This is a genomic window from uncultured Aquitalea sp. (assembly GCF_945957525.1).
GTDB lineage: Bacteria > Pseudomonadota > Gammaproteobacteria > Burkholderiales > Chromobacteriaceae > Aquitalea.
The window spans coordinates 18837-36522 of the sequence record NZ_CAMFLA010000029.1; the positions used below are offsets into that span (position 1 = coordinate 18837).

Below are 17686 nucleotides of genomic sequence, written 5' to 3' on the forward strand. Positions count from 1 at the left end.
ATTCTAGCGCCTGCGGCGGTTTATGGCTAGTGTCAGGCGTCGTTTGTGGCCAGCATTTCCGCCGCGTGTTCTCGGGTGGTTTGGGTCAGTTCGGCGCCGCCGAGCATGCGGGCGATTTCCAGCACGCGCTCTTCATGCGGCAGCGGCTGGATGCGGCTGCGCACCTTGCCTTGCTGTTCCTGTTTGCTGACCAGCCAGTGTTGCTGGCCGCAGGAGGCTACTTGCGGCAGGTGGGTGATGCACAGCACCTGGTAGCGTTTGCCCAGTTGCCGCAGCAGATGGCCGATGACTTCCGCCACGCGACCGCCGATGCCTACGTCCACTTCGTCAAAGATCAGCGTGGGCACGCTGGCTACCTGGCTGATGACCACTTGCATGGCGAGGCTGATTCGGGAGAGTTCGCCGCCGGAGGCTACTTTGGCCAGAGGGCGCAGGCTGGTGCCTGCGTTGGCGGCCACCAGGTATTCGATGGATTCCAGGCCGTGCGCGCCGGGTTCTGCCAGTGCCGCCAGTTCGATGGCGAAGCGCGCGCCGCCCATGGCCAAGCGTTGCATTTCTTCGGTGATGCGCGAGGACAGTTCGCTGGCGGCCTGGCGCCGTTTGCCGGACAGCCCTTCGGCCAACGTACGGTAGCGGGACAGGCTGGCAGCCTCGGCCAAGGCCAGCGCTTCGCCATCGGTAGAGGCCTCCAGTGCGGCCAGTTGTTGCTGCCAGTCTTCCAGCTTGGCCGGCAGTTCCTGCGGCTGTACGCGATACTTGCGTGCCATGCTCATCAGTGTGTCGATGCGGCCTTCCACTTCCGCCAGTTGGCTTGGGTCTTCATCGATGTCGCTGGCGTAGTCGCGCAGGCTGTACACCACTTCGCGCAGCTCTGCGTCTACCGAGTCCAGCAGGGCGAGGGTGTCCGCCAGTCGAGGATCGACGCCTGCCAGTTTGCCGATGCGGCTTTGCACCTGGCTGAGCATGGTCAGGCAGTTGCCTTCCATTTCCGACAGTGATTCCACGGCAAATTGCGCGGTCTGCATCAGCTCGGCGGCGTTGGCGAGGCGGGAGTGGCTCTGGTTGAGCGCGGTCCATTCGTCCGGTAGCAGACGCAGCTCGGTTAGTTCGTTGATCTGCCAGGTAAGGCGCTCGCGTTCCACTTCCGATTCGCGCGACAGCCGATCGGCCTCGCTGCGCGCTTTGCGCGCCGCTTGCCAGTCTTGCCAGGCCTGATGGGTTTCCTGCGCCAGCGATTGGCTGCCGGCGTAGGCGTCCAGCAGTCCCCGTTGGGTTTCTGGTTTGACCAGCGACTGGTGTGCGTGCTGGCCGTGGATGTCTACCAGAAATTCGCCCAGTTGTTTGAGCTGGCCCAGCGTGGCGGCCTGGCCGTTGATGAAGCTGCGCGAGCGGCCGGATTTGTCGATCAGGCGGCGCACCAGCACCAGGTCGTCGTCGCCGGTGAGGGCATTGTCGGCCAGCCAGGCACCGATTTCCGGGCGCAGCCGGGTGTCGAATTCGGCGGTAATCTCGGCTTTTTCTGCGCCTTCGCGCACCAGTGATCCTTCCGCCCGGTCGCCCAGCAACAGGCTCAGGGCGTCCAGCATGATGGATTTGCCGGCGCCGGTTTCACCGGTCAGGACGGTGAAGCCGGGCGCGAACTCCAGATTAATGCTGTCGACGATGACGAAATCTTTGACGGTAAGCGTAAGCAGCATGATGGCGTGTCAGAGCAGGCGCTCGCCCCAGTGAAGCTTGTGGCGCAGCATGTCGTAATAGTTGTAGCCGGTGGGGTGCAGGATGCGCAGCGGGTTGCGATAGCGGCGGATGAGGATGCGGTCCATCTCCATCAGGTCGCAATGCGACTGGCCGTCAAAATGCACGCGCGCGTCCAGGCCGCGGGTGAGCATGAATTCCACTTCGCAGGAGTCGTTCACTGCGATGGGGCGGTTGCTCAGCGATTGCGGGCAAATCGGCACCAGGGCGATGGCCTGCAGGGTGGGGTGCAGGATGGGGCCGCCGGCGGCGAGCGAATACGCAGTGGAGCCGGTTGGGGTGGAGACGATCAGGCCGTCCGAGCGCTGGCTGTAGACAAACTGGTTGTCGATGAAGATTTCGAATTCGATCATCGAGCCTACCGCGCCGCGGCTGAACACCACATCGTTGAAGGCCAGCGCCTTGGCCACTTCGGCATCTTCGCGAATCACCGTGGCTTGCAGCAGGATGCGGTTTTCCGGCACGAAATTGCCGGCGAGGATGGCGTCCACCGCTTCCAGCATTTCGTGGCGTGGGATGTCGGTCATGAAGCCCAGCCGGCCCTGGTTGATGCCTACCAGCGGTACGCGGTAGGGCGCCAGCACACGGGCGATGGACAGCATGGTGCCGTCGCCGCCCAGCACAATGGCGAGGTCGGCCAGCTTGCCCATGTCCTCGCGGGCGATCAGCGCGTGCGGGCCGGCTTCGCTCTCGGTGGCGCTTTCGCGGTCGATGAGCACATTGACGCCGGCATCGGCCAGATGGTCGGCCAGGATGCGCAGGGAGGCCACGATTTGCGGCTTGCTGTGTCTTGCCACCAGGCAGACGTGTTTGAACAGTCGTTCCATGCGCGGGATTTTACTGCTTCGGGCTGGTTTCGTTCAAAAAAGACTCGTCTTCTACGCGTTTTTTGCCGGTGGCTTCCAGCGCTTTGAGGTAGAAACGGATCAGGTCGGCCAGCGAATCCACGCCCAGCTTGCTGAACAGGTTGGCGCGGTGGACTTCGATGGTGCGCGGCGACAGGTCCAGCTGGCGGGCGATTTCCTTGCTGGAGAGGCCGTCGGCCACCAGTTCCAGCACTTCGCGCTCGCGGCCGCTGATGCGGGCCAACTGGTTCATCACTTCCTGGGTTTCCTCATCCTGCTGCTGTTGCTGGATGCTCATGCGGATGCCCTTGCGCAGGCTGTCGATCAGTCGGTTCTGGTCGATGGGCTTGGTGAGGAAGTCGATGGCGCCGGACTGGAAGGCGCGGCGGCATTGTTCGATGTCGCCATGGCCGGTGATGAAGACGATGGGCACGGTCACACCGCGCTCCACCAGTTTTTCCTGCAGGGCGAGGCCGGTGATTTGCGGCATGCGGATATCCAGCACCAGGCAGCCGATTTCGCCCTCAGTGTAGCTATCGAGAAATTCCATCGCGCTGCCGTAGGTCACGGTGCGCATGCCTTGCGCCATGATGAGCAGGGCCAGCGAATCGCGCACGGCCGGGTCGTCGTCCACGATGAAGACGGTAGGGGTCATGTATTTCATCAGGCGTATTCTCCTGCCCGCTCTATGGCGGTTGTCTGATTGAGGGTTGGCAGTTCCACGGTGAACTCGGCGCCGCCGGACGGCTTGTTGGCCACGCGCAGGCTGCCGCCCATGTTTTCCACGGCTGTCTGGCAAATGGCCAGGCCCAGCCCCATGCCGCTCTGCTTGGTGCTGAAGAACGGTTCGAAGATTTTTTCCGTCAGGCCGGGCGCAATGCCCGGGCCGTTGTCGCCCACGGTGATGGTGACGCAATCGCCGTTCTGCTGGGTAGCCACGTACAGGCGGCCCCAGGGGCGGACGTCGGCCAGCGCGTCGATGGCGTTGCGCAGCAGGTTGATCACCACTTGCTCCAGCTGGATGGTATCAGCCATCACCGGCGGCAGGTTGAGCGTTAGCGATTGTTCCAGATGGATGTCGTGCTGGGAAAGTTCGTATTCCAGCAGGGAGAGGGCATGGCTGGCAACCTGATTGATATCCAGCTCGGCCGGGTGCTGCTCGCGGCGGATGATGAATTCGCGCATGCGGCGTATCACCAGGCCCGCCCGCGCGGCCTGCAGCACAGCGGCGTCCAGCGTCTTGTTCACCATGTCCATGTCCGGCCGCTCGTCGCTCAGCATGCTTTGCGTGGCCTGGCAGTAGCTCATGATGGCGGTCAGCGGCTGGTTGATTTCATGGGCGATGCCGGAGGCCATTTCGCCCATGGCGTTGATGCGCGCGACTCGAGCCATTTCGTCTTCGTGCCGGCGCAGCCGTTGTTCGCTGGCTTCCAGCGCGGCCACCATGCGCTGCCGGCGCGGCGCGGTGTCGCGGAAGGTGAGCACGGCGCCGATCAGCGCGCCGTCGCGGCTGAACAGCGGGGAGACGCCGCCCTCCACCAGCAGCCTCTCGCCGGAGGGGCGGATCAGATAACTGCTGTCCGGCAGCAGCCGGCTTTCCTTGCATTGCAGCGCAGCCAGCAAAGGGTCGGCTTGCTTGCCGGCGCGGAACTCGCCGCACAGCCGCACCAGTTTGTGTACCGGCTGGCCGATGGCGGCCTCGTTGCGCAGCCCCAGCAACAGACGGGCCGAAGGGTTGAGGTACTCCACCGTCAGCGAGGTATCAAAAGTGAGCACGGCGTCGGTGATGGCTTGCAAGGTGACATCGGCGTATTCCCGCTCGCGGAACAGTCGGTCGCTGGCGCGGGTTTTTTGCCGTGAACCATGCTGGCGCAGCGCGATGATCACCCACAACAAATAGCAGGGCAGCAGGATGGCGATTAGGCCGGCCAGCAGCCTGGCTGGCGGTAAGTCGCTCCAGCGCAGCGGGCGACTCAGCGCCAGCATGACGGGCAGTTCGGTGCTGAGGTTGGCGCGCAGCACGGGCAGCAGCGAGGCGGCGGGCTGGGTTTGGGATGTTTGCCAAGCGCGCCAGCGGTCGTCGGCGTCCTGTTGTTGCAGTGCTGGGCCGGGCTGGTTGGGCAAGGCGCTGTTCAGCAGGCGATCCAGATCCAGCGTCAGGGTGGCAAGACCGCGCGCCTGTTCGCCGCTGACCAAGGGGTTAACCAGCGGACCGGCCTTGTCGTACAGCGGCAGCAGCAGCAATAGTTGGCGATGCCCGTCCGGTGCGCGGAATACGCCGCTTTGTTGGCGGACGCCTGAGCTGAGGGCGGCGGTGACCGAAGGCGCCAGCACGCTGTCCAGCAGAAGGTCCAGCCCCACCGGATTGAAGTCGCCGGCCCCGGGCGCGGGCGCCTGGAAAGTCCAGGGCAGATAACTGCGGCGCGGCGAGGCGGGCAGCCAGGCTTGCGGGTGGTTCCAGTCGTTGTCCTGAAAATGCCGGTAGTCGCGTACGGGGGCCTTGCCGCCATCCGGTGTCGATAAGGTGGCGGGGGATGGCGTTTGCGGGGTCAGTTTAGGGTGATAGCCGATGCCGCGCAGCCAGTTGAAGCGGGATGAGGCGTCTTCGGCAAACGTGTTCAGGCGGGCCAGCGAGCCGGCGTCGCCCGGCCCGGCTATGAGGGCGGCCGTCCCCAGTAGTTCGTAGGCCTGGCGCAGGTCGCGGCTGATTTCCTGCTCCGTGCGAGCCGCAGATTGGTCGAGCAGCAGCTGTTGCCGCTGGCGGGCGTCTTCCAGCAACTGCCACAGCAAGAGCGCCGCCAACAGCAAGGCGCCCAGCGTCAGTGCCAGTCTGGCGCGCGCGCTGGTTCGCGCCAGCAATACGCGATGGCGTTTCAGGGCAGTGAGCGAACGGGAAAGCGGGCCGGTGGACGCGGGCATCGGTGGGCTGGCTGGGGTGAAAGTGTGCGCTACTCTAGCAGCCCCGCGCCGCGCCTGCCAGCATTTCGCCCGCTATGCGTAGGCGGCAGGCTGGCGGCATCTGGTCGTCATGCCGCGCGGGGAGCGTTCAGTCGCGCAACAGGCTGGTAAAGGTTTGGCGGAATTTGCGCAGTTTGGGGGCGATGACGGCCTCGCAATAGGGTTGGCCGGCATTGGCGGCGTAATAGCCTTGATGGTAGCCCTCTGCCGGATGGAAGGTTTGCGCCTCCTCCAGCCGGGTGACAATGGGTTGGCCGAAGACTTGCTGGCTGTCCAGTTCTCCGATGATGTCGCGCGCCTCCGCCAGTTGGGCGTCGCTGTGCCAGAACACGGCGGAGCGGTATTGCGTGCCTACGTCGTGCCCCTGTCGGTTGAGGGTGGTGGGATCGTGGGTGGCGAAAAACACTTCCAGCAGTTGCCGGTAGCTGATCTGGCTTTCGTCGAATTCGATTTCCACCGCTTCGGCGTGGCCGGTGTTGCCGTTGCAAACACTGCGGTAGTCCGGTTGCGGCGTGTGGCCGCCAATATAGCCGGAGGTGACGCGCAGCACGCCGCGCAATTGTCTGAAAACAGATTCGGTACACCAGAAACAACCACCGGCGAATGTGGCGAGCGTCATGGTTTTCTCCTTGTATCAAGACTGCGGTAGACAAGGGACGGACTGTCGTGCGGCAGTGGTCATCATGTCGGGTTGATGTGAATGGGTCGGCCCGGCGAGGCGTTTCTTACGGCAAGGGCGTTTGATAGCAGTCCCATGCCAGTCGGAGGGTGTTGGTCTGGATGGCGACGGTATCGGCAATAGGCTGGGCATAGCCGCCGGCCATGGTGATGACCAGCGCCGTGCCGTTAGAGCGGCAGGCGTCCAGCACCAGCCTGTCTCGTGCCAGCAAGCCTTCCATGCTGAGCGCCAGCTTGCCCAGCCTGTCGCCGGCGTAGGCATCCGCGCCGGCCAGATAAAACACCATGTCGGGCTGCTGGGCGGCAAACACTCTGGGCAAGGCGTCGGCCAGCTGTGCCAGGTAGTCGGCGTCGCCGGCGCCATCGGGCAAATCGATGTCCAGCGAACCGGTCTCTTTGCGGAAGGGGAAGTTCTTGGCGCCGTGCATGGAAAAGGTGAATACCCGGGCATCGTCGCGAAAGATGGCGGCTGTGCCGTTGCCCTGGTGCACATCCAGATCCACTACCAGCACGCGGCGGATCAAGCCTTCGGCCAACATCAGCCGCGCGGCCACAGCCACATCGTTGAATACACAAAAGCCACTGCCTTTGTGTGCGTAGGCGTGGTGGGTGCCGCCGGCGAGGTTGGCCGAACAGCCGGCAATCAGCGCGCTGCGCGCCGCGGCGATGGTGCCGCCCACCGATCGGCGCGAACGTTCAACCAACTGTGGCGAGCCCGGCAGGCCGATTTCGCGCCAGGCCTTTTCCGGCAGGCTGCCGCCCAGTACTTGATCCACATAGTCGGCATCGTGCGCCAGCGTCAGTTCATAGCGGCTGGCGGCAGGCGGGGTGTCCATGGCGTCAGCGGCAAACGCCGACACCGCCTCGGCCAGCATGGCGTATTTTTCCGCCGGAAAACGATGGCCGGCAGGCAGCGGCAGGGGGAACTGGTCAGTGCGATAGAACCGCATGAGCGGGCCTCAGAGCAGTTTGACCGGGGTGAAGCGCGGGCAGGGCGCGCCTTCGTGGATCACGGTTTCCAGAAACATGCCGGCCGGGCGCACCCATAGCTGGTAGTCGCCGTACAGTGCGCGATAGGCCACCATGGGTTCGTGGTTTTCCGAGTGCAGGCCCAAGCCCAGCACCTCATACAGATTGCCGCGATAGTGGCGGTAAATGCCGCGTGGGATATCCATCATGCGCTCCTGTCGTTGATTGCGCGCAGGATGGCAAGCCCGGCCGCCGTGGTCAAGCTTCGCGGCCGTTCCAGTAATAAACGCGGAAGTCGCGGTCCAGCTCGAAACCGTTGCGCTCGTACAGGCGCTGGGCTTTTTCGTTGTCATGCGCGGTTTGCAGCATGATGTCGCCGCCGCCCAGTGACAGGATGTGCGCCTGGCATTTTTCCAGCAGCAGCTTGCTGGCGCCGGTGCCGCGATAGTCCGGCGTGACGAACAGATCGTGCAGTAGCCAGCCGGGTTTGAGGGTGAGGGAGGAAAAGCCGGGATACATCAGGGCGAATCCAACCGCTGTGCCGGCGTCTTCGGCCAACCATACCCAGGCCTCGCCGTTGTCCAGCCGCTGTGTCAGATAGGCGATACAGTCCTCGTCGGACTGGGTGACATGGTAAAAGGCAAGGTAGTCCTTGAAGAGCGGCAGCAGTCGCGGCAGGGCGTCGCTGCCGATGCGGTCGGCGGTGAGGGTCATGGGCATTTTCCGGGTGATGGCAAGCAATCGTCCTGTTATATGCAAATGCGGGTAAGGATTCAAGCGTTTGTCATGGCGATCGGCAAGTCAGTCGCGCATGAAACAGGCGTCTGCATCGCCGTTTTGCTGGTAGCTGGCGTAAAGATTGCTGAAATCCATCTCGCCGAAACTGTCGCTGAGGAAGTCGAGCAGGCTGCGCACCGAGGGCAGTAGTCCTTGTCGGGAAGGGAACAGCGCATATACCACCGCTTCTTGCGGCCGCCACTCCGGCAGGGCCTGCAGCAGCAGTCCTTGCTGCAGATCCTTGAAGCAAGCCAGCAGCGGCAACTGGGCAAAGCCCGCATTGTCGAGCGCGGCGCGCCTGATGGTGATCATGTCGTCGGTCACCAGACGCGGGGTGTGAATGACCTGCGCGCTTTCGCGCGCCGGGCCGATACGGCTCAGGCACCAGTGGTATTCCCTTTGCTGGGCCCCCCAGTGCAGGCTGGGCAGCTCGGCAAGCTGCGCGGGCTCGGTCAATGCGGGGTATTGGCGCAACAGCGCCGGGCTGGCTACCAGTTCCTGCGGGCTGCGGGAAAGGCGTTTCATGACCAGCCCGCTGTCGGCGAAGGGCGGCGTTTTCACTTGCAGCGCAATGTCCATGCCCTCCCGCAGCACGTCCACTTCCCGGTTGGTGCTTTCCAGCAGGATACGTACTTGAGGATAGCGCGCCATGTAGCGCGAAATCATTCCCGCCACCACGAAATTGAGCAGGGCGGTGGGGCAGCTGATTCTCACCGTGCCCTGAGGGGAAACCTGTTTCTTTTCCACAAAGGCCCGAGCTGCATCGCCGGCGGCCAGCACTTGCCGGCAGTAAGCGTAGAACTCCTGGCCTAGGTCGGTAACGGAGAAGTGTCGGGTAGAGCGGTTGATCAAACGGACGGAGAGGCTTTTTTCCAGATCCTGAATGCTGCGGCTGAGCTTGGACTTGGACACGCCGGATGCCCGGCTGGCGGCGCCAAAGCCGCCGCAGTCAACGATCAGGGCAAAGTGGTACAAGGCATTGAGATCGTACATGGCGCGGGTTGTTGGTGTGGATTCAAGAGGCAGACCCTACCGCAAGCGGCGGCGGGATGTCTGCTGCAGACCGTGTCCCGAAGGTGAAACACTCTGTTTCTGCCTGTGTTTGATTGTGTTAGCTGTTACAAATGTATATTGCAAGTCGGGGCGGCGCATTCCGCCAGCCGCCTGCTTTGCACAGGAGCCTTCCATGACCAGTCATGCCGCCGATTTGAGCAGACAGCCGACGCCGGATCCGGCCGAAGAAAACGCATTCTTTCCTTCACCGTACTCCCTGAGCCAGTACACCGCGCCCAAGACGGACTTTGACGGCACCACCTATCCCCAGCCTTATCGGGGCGGCAAGTGGCGGGTGCTGATGGTGGCTGCGGATGAACGTTATGTGCTGATGCGCAACGGGACCATGTTCTCAACCGGCAATCACCCGGTGGAAACCTTGCTCCCGATGCATCACATCGACAGCGCTGGTTTCGAGATCGACGTGGCCACGCTGTCGGGTAATCCGGTGAAGTTTGAAATGTGGGCGATGCCGGGAGAGGACGAAACCGTCAAGGCGGTGTACGAGAAGTACCGCGACAAATTCAAAACGCCACTGAAGCTTTCCTCGGTGATGGCCGAAGCCTTGGGCGAGGACTCGCCTTACATTGCTGTGTTTGTGCCGGGCGGTCATGGCGCGTTGGTGGGGATTCCCCGTAGCGAGGAGGTCAAGGCCCTGCTGGACTGGACAATGCGCAAGGACAAGTACCTGATCACGCTGTGTCACGGCCCCGCCTGTCTCTTGGCTGCCGCCATCGGCGAAAACAAGCAGGACTACCCGTTCAAGGGCTACCAGATCTGCGTCTTCCCCGACGCGCTGGATGAAGGCGCCAATATTCAGATCGGCTACATGCCGGGCATGTTGCCCTGGCCGCTGGAGAAAAGCCTGCGGGATCTGGGCGTGGAAGTGCTCAATCAGGGCATTTCCGGTCAGTGCCATCAGGATCGCAAGTTGATTACCGGCGACAGCCCATTGGCCGCCAACGCCATCGGTAAGATGGCGGCCAGCGCGCTGTTGGCCGAAGCGAAGCGCTGAGCATGGGCATTGGCCCCGCTTGCGGTGCAGGCGGGGCGGGATCAGGCGTGGGTGGCATCGCGCCGGTTTGCGTCTGGCTGATTCTGGTTTGCCGTGTCGGCGCTGGCGAACGGGTGGCGCCACTCGCCGCGCACCCACTGTTGCAGTTGCCCGGCGTCGATGCGGTACAGGTGCAGCCAGCCGTTGGCGGCCAGTCGGGCTACCTCGGGCTGGCGTTGCAGCGCCAGCTCCATCAGCCTGGCCGGCGCATCGATGCAGGCCGCCAGTCGCAGCGGCTCGTGCCGCCATCGTTCACCGTCATGCACGGACTGCAGGGATAGCCCGATGCGCAAGTCGCCGCTATTGCCTTCAAATACGCCGATACGTCCCCCCACCACGTTGTGCAACAGCTTGTTGCCGCTGCCGTAGCGCTCCGGGTCCGCCACCGAGGCGAAGTACTGCATGTTGATCCAGTGCGCCACTACCAGCGGGCCGCCCAGAATGCCGCCAAGTTGCCGAGCGTCCGGGTCGCTTCGCCAGTCGTACTCCTGCAGGAAAGCGCGGCCGTCCAGATTCAGCGCGGCTGTGCGCGAACGGGGGGCCGCGATGAAAAAGGCATTGTTGGCCAAGCCCCATTCCGGGCGGGTTTCCGCCCAGTGGTGGCCTTTTTGCCGCAGCAGCGTCAGCAGGCTCGGGTCGTCGATGGCGTCCGGCACGCCATCCTTTCCTGCTCGCCGGGCGCGAGCCAAGCGTTCTGCCGCATCCAGCAGCGGGCGCAGCACGTGGGCGCGCGCTTTTGGCTCCTGTTCGGGCTGCGGGGTGGGAAGGATGCGCAACTCGTCGCTATGAGTGAGGTGCAGGGCCGGCAGAAACAGCGTGTCGTCGGGAATGGGCAAGCCTGCGGCGTCCAGGCCCGCTCGCACCGCCGGCCGTTGCAGCCAGTCACTCAATAGCAGCACGTGCAGATGGCCGCCGTGCCCGCCGCAGGCGCCGCATTGCAAGGCAGAGGCTTGCGGATTGTTGCTGCTGTGACTGGCATGGCCTATCAGCAGCACGGTGCGAGGAAAGCTTGCGCCCAGTCCCATGGCCGGCAGCAGGGTGAGCAGGATGGCAACGATGGTATCCGTATCCAGCTGACGGCCGGCCGTTACCATGGCCTGATCGTCGCTGTTGAGCCAGGGGTCCAGCTGGGACAGGGAGGCGCGGGCCTTGCTGGGGAAGGCTTTGCGCAATAGCTTGCCGGCCTTGCCCAGCCCGGCGCTTTCCACCAGCGTGAAGGAGGACAAGGGCGCGCGCTGAAAGTGATTCCACTCGTGCAGGCCTTTTTCCAGGGGCGGGGCCAGTGCCTCCCAGCTGGGCGCCAGCAAACCCGGCAGCCGGGGCTGGCTGTGTGTTTCCCCGGAAAAACGGATGGCCAGCGGTAGGCCGAAGAAACCGGCGAAACCGGCGGTGCTGATGTTGGCTCCGGTCTGCTCCAGTGCCTGGCGCATGGGTTCGGAACGCACATCGATGCAGAAAACGGCGTGCAGATCGCGACCGATGCGCGCCGGCTGGCTGTCCTGCAGCGGCAGCGCGGCAAGCAAGGCTTCGTGCGCGGCCAGCTCTGCGGCGCGCTGCCATGGTAGCTCGCGAGAAATGCTTGTCGCGACAGGGGTGGGCCAGTGGGTTTGCCAGCGATGCCAGCAACTGTCCGGCGTGCGTTCGCCGTCGTCCAGCAGGCATTCCCAAGCCAGTTGCATGGCCAGCAGCTCTTGCGGCAGCGTGCAGGCGCGCCCGGCCAGTTCCGCTTGCCATAGCTGGAAACGGCACCATGCGGCCCAGCCGCTGTTGCGCAGCAGCAGCGCATGCAGCCAGTCAGTCAGCCAGCGCTGGGCGGGTTGCAGCTGCGACATGGCATGGCGGATCAACTGCGTAGGGTCCTTGGGCAGGGTGGCGATGGCCTTCTCGAGCTTTGCCTTGAGCGCGGCGTTACGGCTGGGGACGGGCTGCAGGGCCATTTCGTCCAGCCAGGCCCGGTACAGGCTGCGACCCCGATCAGGCTGCCAGTCGGCCTGGTCGTGATCAAACCAGGCGGCGCAACATTGGCTGATCTGCTGGGTAATCACTTGTCGCCAGCTTTGCATGCCGGCGTGACCGGCCGAATCGTCGCGCCAATCACTTTGCAGGCGGGTGGCCGGTGTCGGGTTGGGCTGTGGAGTGTTCAGCCACGCGTCCAGGGTGGTTTCCGTGCCGTATTCACGCAGCGCGGCGGCCAGATGGCGTGGAGCAATCCGGCCCTGATCGTATTGGCGGCGGTAATGGGCTTCATTCAGATGCAGGCCGCTGCCAGCCAAGCGCTGCAAGCAGTGGTTTGCTTCGGCAAAAGTCATGTCGCGCAAGCCCCAGTAGGGGGAGCTGGCCAGCAGACTGTCCAGCGGCCAACTGGGAGCGATGCGATTGGCGGCGGCGTCGGCCGCGGTCTGCCAGTCGAGATCGGTATGCGTCATGGGCGGCTGTCTCCGTTGCGGTGGGAAGGTTGGCCGAAGAGGCCCGGGCGAGCGCGCTGGGTGAGGCGTACCCACCATTCATCGAGGTACAGGCCGCCAAACGCCAGTGCATACAGGCGGCGGCTGAGCGGATGCGGAGGATGGCGCGCCAGCCAGCCCTGCAGCAGGTAGAGCGCGACAAAGAACAGCGCCACCAACGCTTGGCACGGCAGAGGGGCGCCGGGTTGGTCGGTCTGCAGGCGGGCAAACAGGGTGTGCAGCAGCAAATAGACCTGGCACAGCGCCAGCGCCAACAGCGTGCCGCGCCATCCCCGGCAAAGCGGCGCCAAACCCAGGCCGATCACCACCACCAGCAGCAGTGGAGGTTGTACCGGGTGGGCCTGCGCGAATCCCCAGACCTGCAGGCTCAAGGTCAGCAAGGCGATGCCGGCCAGTCCGTTGGCGGCATGCGTCCAGCCGCCGTCGGTTTGTGCCGGCGCGGGCTGGCGAATGGTGGCGCGCACCTGGCTGCCGGAGCTGAGAAAGGCATGCGCCTTATAGATGGAATGCGCCACCAGGTGCAGCAAGGCCAGCGAATACTGACCCAGCCCGCACTCCATCAGCATGAAGCCCATCTGGGCGCAGGTAGACCAGGCCAGCCGCAGTTTGATGCTGATGCGGGTTTGCATTACCCAGCAGGCAAGGCCTGCGGTAATGCCTCCCCACAGGGTCAGTAGCCAGGCGCTGGACGGGGCGACGCTCCACAAGGGTGCCAGCTTGATCAGCACCATGCCCCCCAGATTGACGACACCGGCGTGCAGCAGTGCCGATACCGGCGTGGGCGCTTCCATCACTTGCGTCAGCCAGCCGTGGAAGGGCAGTTGTGCGGTTTTCAGCAGAACGCAGCTGCTTACCAGCAAAGCACCCAATGTGCGTAAGGTTTGCCGAAGAGGGTCGTCCAGTGCTTGTGCCGCATCGGCAAAATAGGGCGAACCTACCGACCAGGCGATCAGCAACGCGCCGCCAAGCAGGCACCACTCCGCCAGCCGGCTGGCCACCGCTTCACGGCGGGCGGCGATCAGCGCCTGGGGGCGGGTGGGGTAATAAGTCAGCAGGGTGTGCAAGGCGCGGCTGGTCAGCAGCCAGCCTATCAGCAGCGTGGGCCAGTCGCGGCTGGCCACCACCAGCGTAGCGCCCACCAGCAGCCAGCCCAGAGCTCGCAAATAGCGCCGCTGGCCGGGTTCGCCGCTGAGATAGCGGGCGGAAAATCGCAGGATCACCCAGGCCAGCAGCTGTATCAGCAGCTGAAACAGCAGGCCGGCCTGCGCGCCATTCCGTACCATCAGCAACGCGGCTGCCGCCGCGCCCAGGGCGGCGCTGGTGTGCGCCATCCGCCAATGGGCAGTCAGTGAAGCTGCGCCCAATGCCGGCAGCAACCAGAGAGTGGCAATCAGGCTGTGTTCGGAGAGCAACAACATGAGACATCCTGCCAAAATGGAAACATCGGCACTATGCCCGGTCGGTGATGTTCGGTAAAATACATTAATATTTATAAATCAATCTATTTTTTAGAATGATAAATCGGCTCAACTACCATCACCTCTATTACTTCTGGCGCGTGGCGGCGGAGGGGCACCTTACCCGCACCGCAGAGCGGCTGCATATTTCGCAGTCGGCCCTGTCCGCCCAGATCCGCCAATTGGAAGAACAACTGGGCGCGCCGCTGTTTCTGCGCGAAGGCAAAAGGCTGCTGCTGACGGAAATGGGTTCGTCCGTGCTGCGCTATGCCGAAGCCATTTTCGCGCTGGGCAATGAGCTGCTGGCGGCAACAGCGGCACAGGATGCCGGGCAGGGGGGGCTGCTGCGCATCGGCAGCGTATCCACGCTATCGCGCAACTTTCTGGAAAGCTTTTTGAGCCCGGTATTGAGTAGGCCGGCCGTGAAGCTGAATCTGGAGGCGGGCGGGCTAGACGAGCTGCTGGGCCGCCTCAGCGCCTTCGAGCTGGATGTGGTGTTGAGCAACCGTCCGGTGATCGCCGACGATAAACACCCCTGGCGCTGCCGTACGCTGGCGCGTCAGGAGGTGTGCCTTATCGGACCGCCCGGGTTGATTGGCAGGGAGTTTGACCTGGAACAGGTGCTAAGCCGGCATGCCCTGATGGTGCCCAGCGCCAAGAGCGAAATCCGTGTGCGCTTCGATCTGCTTTGCGAACAACTGGGTGTCGAGCCGCGCATCCGGGCAGAAGTGGACGATATGGCCACTTTGCGCCTGCTGGCGCGCGACGCTGGCGCGGTAGCCCTGATTCCGGCCATCGTGGTGAAGGATGAGCTGAGCAAAGGGCTGCTGGAGAAATATGGATCGGTGCGCGGTGTTGAGGAGACTTTCTACGCCATCACCGTACGCCGCCGGTTTGAGGCCCCGCATCTGCAAGAGCTGTTTCAGCTGTTCGCCATGCCGGGCTGAGGATGCGTTCGCCGGCGTGTGGCCGGGCAGGCGTGGATGCGCTGACAAAACGGCTGACGCCGTGCCGGCGCGCCTTGGCGCCGGCTCTTTACGAGGTTGTAGGCGCCGCTCTTATTTGTGCTGTTTTTTCCGGTCCATCAGCGACTCGGCGGCCTTCATCGCGTTTTGCAGATGAACGCGCGAAAAATCACTCAGATTCGGACATTGCTGTAAAAAGGCGCTTTTTTCTTGATAGAAAGCAATCAGCGCCATGGTGGACTTGTTTCGCAGCAGGTTTTCCCATTTGCCGATGGCGTATTGGTCGCGATTGCTGTTGTCAAAGTCGCTGCAGACATCGGCAAAAGCGCTGGCGGAGCCCAGCAGCAGGGCAAGGGTAATCAGGTATTTCATTCTCAACACTCCTCCTGGCCTGTCAGCGGCCATCCTTGATGTCGCGGCTCTCGTGAACGCGCAGCCATTTTTGCCAATACCATTTGGCGATTCTCATGATGTATTTCATGGTGTATTCACTGCCGGGCTGAAGGCCGGCAGCTTCCTGAAAATGCCGTGGAATGGGCATTAGAGGCGCAATGGAGGCAAGGTTCCTTTGGGTCGAAGTATTTTTTACCATTAATCAAGCAGCAGGTGATTTTCTCGTCGCCAATTGTGGTGCTTCCAGAAAAACAAAGCCCTCCCGGCTTGGGAGGGCTTCAATCTGGAGGCTGGCTTGCTTGGAGCGGCTAACAAAAATCCGTATCACGGCTGAAGCAAAGCGCGCCGATGCGGGCAGTACTTGAGTACGGCAAGGAGGCGCAACGCAGCATCAGGTGCTGTGTTGGCCGATCTTAGTGCTGATGCCCGTGCTCGCCGTGCACATGCTGGTGTGCGATTTCCTCAGCGGTTGCCGCGCGCACGTCCATCACTTTGAGGGTAAAACGCAGGGCTTTGCCGCAAAGCGGGTGGTTGCCGTCTAGCAGCACGGTCGGGCCTTTGATCTTGGTGACGAAGTAGTAGCGGGGCTGGCCATCCGGGCCAACGCGCTGAATCTGGCCGCCTACCTTGATGCCCGGCGGGAAGTCGGCTTTGGGCATGGTGGTGACCAGTGCTTCGTCTCGTTCGCCAAAGGCTTCCTCGGTGCTGAGCGCTACTGTGGTTTGAAAGCCGGCTTCCTGGCCCTCCAGCGCCTCTTCAAGCTTGGAAAACAGGTTGTCGTAATCACCGTGCAAGTAAGAGACAGGGTGTTTGCCGTCGTCGTAAACCAAGCCTTGGGCATCGGTAACTTTCATGCGCAGTGTGACGGCGGTGTCTTTGGTGATTTTCATAGTGGTCAAGAGCAAATAAATTGGAGCCCGAAGGTTGGCAGTTCCGCAGGGAGGGTGTCAACTGGCGCGCGCGACATGGCCGCGAGGAGGGCGGGCGGATCGGGTGCCTTAAGGGTGCTTGTGCGTATTGCCAAGCAGCTTGGGTGAAAATGGCAGAAACGCGCCGTTATTATTGTGTTGGCCCGTCTTGCTGACAGCGGTGCAATACTGCATGGATATATTGAATCCGCCTGAAAATCTGAAGCTAACAGGAGCTGCGATGAGTCGAGAGTTGGAGATCGTCGAAAAGATCATGCTCGGCATTGATCCCGCTGGGCGCGGTGATCCACTCACAACGCCGAAAGACCCTGCCTTGGACAAAGCTCGCGCAATTTACTACGAGCAGCTGAAAAGAGTGAGCAAGCAACATGCCCCGGCGGCGTCGGTTGCCGCTGTCGAGAAAGACAAGCCTTCAGGATCAAGGCGGGGCGAGCGCTGGACGATCGCTGAGGATAATCGCCTTGAAGCACTGTGGGATACATCTCCGGTGGTAACAACAGTAGAGCTCTCTGCAAAGCTTGGCAGAACCAGAACTGCAGTCATCGCTCGTTTGGTTAAGCTTGGGTTCTTCGAACAAATCAGCGCAGCAATGGCTGCCGACAACGCAAGGCTGGAGGCTGCCGGCGGGATTTCATTGTGGTCATTATCAGACCAGAACGCGATTTGTGCAGTGGAGAGTGCTCATCCGGTCGAGCCTGCCAATGCAGGCAGTCCCTGGAGTAGCGCTGCGGATGAAGAGCTTCGATCACTTTGGGAGGCGCCTGAACAACTTACTTGCGAAGAGATCGGCACGCGATTGGGCAGGACAAGAGGCGCCATTGTAGCCAGGTTGGTCAGGCTGGGTTTTTTTGCGGATAGGGATGAAGTTCGACGCGCGGACTTAAAAAGGCATTAAAAGGCATTCGGGACTGTCCACGTAGAGTGGGATAGGCCATGGCGACAGAGAGGGCATTCCTGCGCTTCTGCAGAGAGGGCATTCCTGCGCTTCTGCTGTGCAGCCTCGTCGAAGGTCTCTACATGCCGCTCGGCAGCGGGACGAACCGCATCAATAAAGCGTTGAGTAACTTGTGCTGCAAGGGCTGTTTTCGTAGGTGGGCTTTGTTGCACAAATCAGGGCTTGCGCCCGTCCGGTAGAATGACGGCATGAGCAAGCCCCTCCCTCCCAAGTACCAAACTATCAACTGGCAGGGGCTTTGTTGCACAAATCAATTAAAGGGCGAGCCGCCCCAATCCCCAGACGGACTTATCTCATTCGGACCGTTTGCGGCGTGCCCAGTGCTGTGAAGCGATTTAGAATCGCTGCACAGATTTGAAGCCCCGCCACCTGCCGGTCAAAGTCCCGTGACTTAACCCTGTCTGCTAGCAATTTGAAACAGTGCATCTTCGTT

16 protein-coding genes and 1 pseudogene are annotated in these 17686 nt (G+C 62.6%); 3 read left to right on the top strand and 14 right to left on the bottom strand.

Annotated elements, in window-relative coordinates; translation table 11 throughout:
* Positions 1-32 precede the first annotated feature (32 nt).
* The 9 genes from recN to Q0P52_RS18765 form a co-directional block, all read right to left on the bottom strand.
* Positions 33-1697 (bottom strand): DNA repair protein RecN, encoded by a 1665-nt coding sequence (recN, locus tag Q0P52_RS18725; protein WP_293813815.1) that lies wholly within the window; start codon positions 1695-1697, stop codon positions 33-35.
* Positions 1698-1706: 9 nt separating this feature from the next.
* Entirely contained in the window at positions 1707-2582 is an 876-nt protein-coding gene (locus Q0P52_RS18730) for an NAD kinase (protein WP_293813816.1), read from the bottom strand.
* Between the two features lie 10 nt (positions 2583-2592).
* Positions 2593-3264: a response regulator gene (locus Q0P52_RS18735; protein ID WP_293813817.1), complete on the bottom strand. Its 672-nt coding sequence runs from the start codon at positions 3262-3264 to the stop codon at positions 2593-2595.
* Positions 3264-5519: an ATP-binding protein gene (locus Q0P52_RS18740; protein WP_293813818.1), complete on the bottom strand. Its 2256-nt coding sequence runs from the start codon at positions 5517-5519 to the stop codon at positions 3264-3266. The genes Q0P52_RS18735 and Q0P52_RS18740 overlap by 1 nt, the downstream gene beginning before the upstream one ends.
* Positions 5520-5646: 127 nt before the next feature.
* Entirely contained in the window at positions 5647-6177 is a 531-nt protein-coding gene (gene msrA / locus Q0P52_RS18745; protein WP_293813819.1) for a peptide-methionine (S)-S-oxide reductase MsrA, read from the bottom strand.
* A 106-nt stretch (positions 6178-6283) separates the two neighbouring features.
* Positions 6284-7186 carry a histone deacetylase gene (locus Q0P52_RS18750; protein ID WP_293813820.1) on the bottom strand — a complete coding sequence of 301 codons (903 nt, stop codon included), beginning with the start codon at positions 7184-7186 and terminating at the stop codon, positions 6284-6286.
* Positions 7187-7195: 9 nt separating this feature from the next.
* Entirely contained in the window at positions 7196-7411 is a 216-nt protein-coding gene (locus Q0P52_RS18755) for a DUF1653 domain-containing protein (RefSeq protein WP_293813821.1), read from the bottom strand.
* A 52-nt stretch (positions 7412-7463) separates the two neighbouring features.
* Positions 7464-7919 carry a GNAT family N-acetyltransferase gene (locus Q0P52_RS18760; protein ID WP_293813822.1) on the bottom strand — a complete coding sequence of 152 codons (456 nt, stop codon included), beginning with the start codon at positions 7917-7919 and terminating at the stop codon, positions 7464-7466.
* A gap of 87 nt (positions 7920-8006) precedes the next feature.
* The gene (locus Q0P52_RS18765) at positions 8007-8975 is read right to left on the bottom strand and encodes a LysR substrate-binding domain-containing protein (RefSeq protein WP_293813823.1); all 969 of its coding nucleotides are present in this window, start codon (positions 8973-8975) and stop codon (positions 8007-8009) included.
* Between the two features lie 193 nt (positions 8976-9168).
* Here Q0P52_RS18765 and hchA point away from each other — a divergent pair, with 193 nt between their 5' ends.
* Complete coding sequence (hchA, locus tag Q0P52_RS18770) at positions 9169-10050, top strand: glyoxalase III HchA (RefSeq protein WP_293813824.1); 882 nt, start codon at positions 9169-9171, stop codon at positions 10048-10050.
* Positions 10051-10091: 41 nt separating this feature from the next.
* Here hchA and Q0P52_RS18775 read toward each other — a convergent pair whose 3' ends face one another.
* Both Q0P52_RS18775 and Q0P52_RS18780 read right to left on the bottom strand, forming a co-directional pair.
* The gene (locus tag Q0P52_RS18775; RefSeq protein ID WP_293813825.1) at positions 10092-12515 is read right to left on the bottom strand and encodes a putative inorganic carbon transporter subunit DabA; all 2424 of its coding nucleotides are present in this window, start codon (positions 12513-12515) and stop codon (positions 10092-10094) included.
* Positions 12512-13972, bottom strand: coding sequence for an NADH-quinone oxidoreductase subunit L (locus Q0P52_RS18780; RefSeq protein ID WP_293813826.1), 1461 nt, complete (start codon positions 13970-13972; stop codon positions 12512-12514). The genes Q0P52_RS18775 and Q0P52_RS18780 overlap by 4 nt, the downstream gene beginning before the upstream one ends.
* 95 nt (positions 13973-14067) lie before the next feature.
* On the opposite strand from Q0P52_RS18780, the gene Q0P52_RS18785 reads away from it, so the two are divergent.
* On the top strand, positions 14068-14958 hold the full coding sequence (locus Q0P52_RS18785) for a LysR family transcriptional regulator (RefSeq protein WP_293813827.1): 891 nt from the start codon (positions 14068-14070) through the stop codon (positions 14956-14958).
* 111 nt (positions 14959-15069) lie between these two features.
* On the opposite strand, the gene Q0P52_RS18790 is transcribed toward Q0P52_RS18785, so the two are convergent.
* Both Q0P52_RS18790 and Q0P52_RS18795 read right to left on the bottom strand, forming a co-directional pair.
* The gene (locus Q0P52_RS18790) at positions 15070-15348 is read right to left on the bottom strand and encodes a hypothetical protein (RefSeq protein WP_293813828.1); all 279 of its coding nucleotides are present in this window, start codon (positions 15346-15348) and stop codon (positions 15070-15072) included.
* 434 nt (positions 15349-15782) lie between these two features.
* On the bottom strand, positions 15783-16259 hold the full coding sequence (locus tag Q0P52_RS18795; protein WP_293813829.1) for a peptidylprolyl isomerase: 477 nt from the start codon (positions 16257-16259) through the stop codon (positions 15783-15785).
* 211 nt (positions 16260-16470) lie between these two features.
* Between Q0P52_RS18795 and Q0P52_RS18800 the strand changes: the two genes are divergently transcribed.
* A complete protein-coding gene (locus tag Q0P52_RS18800; protein ID WP_293813830.1) occupies positions 16471-17193 on the top strand; it encodes a hypothetical protein in 723 nt (240 codons plus the stop codon).
* Between the two features lie 348 nt (positions 17194-17541).
* Here the strand turns inward: Q0P52_RS18800 and Q0P52_RS18805 are convergent.
* Positions 17542-17686, bottom strand: a pseudogene (locus tag Q0P52_RS18805) (IS5/IS1182 family transposase); the annotation flags it as partial.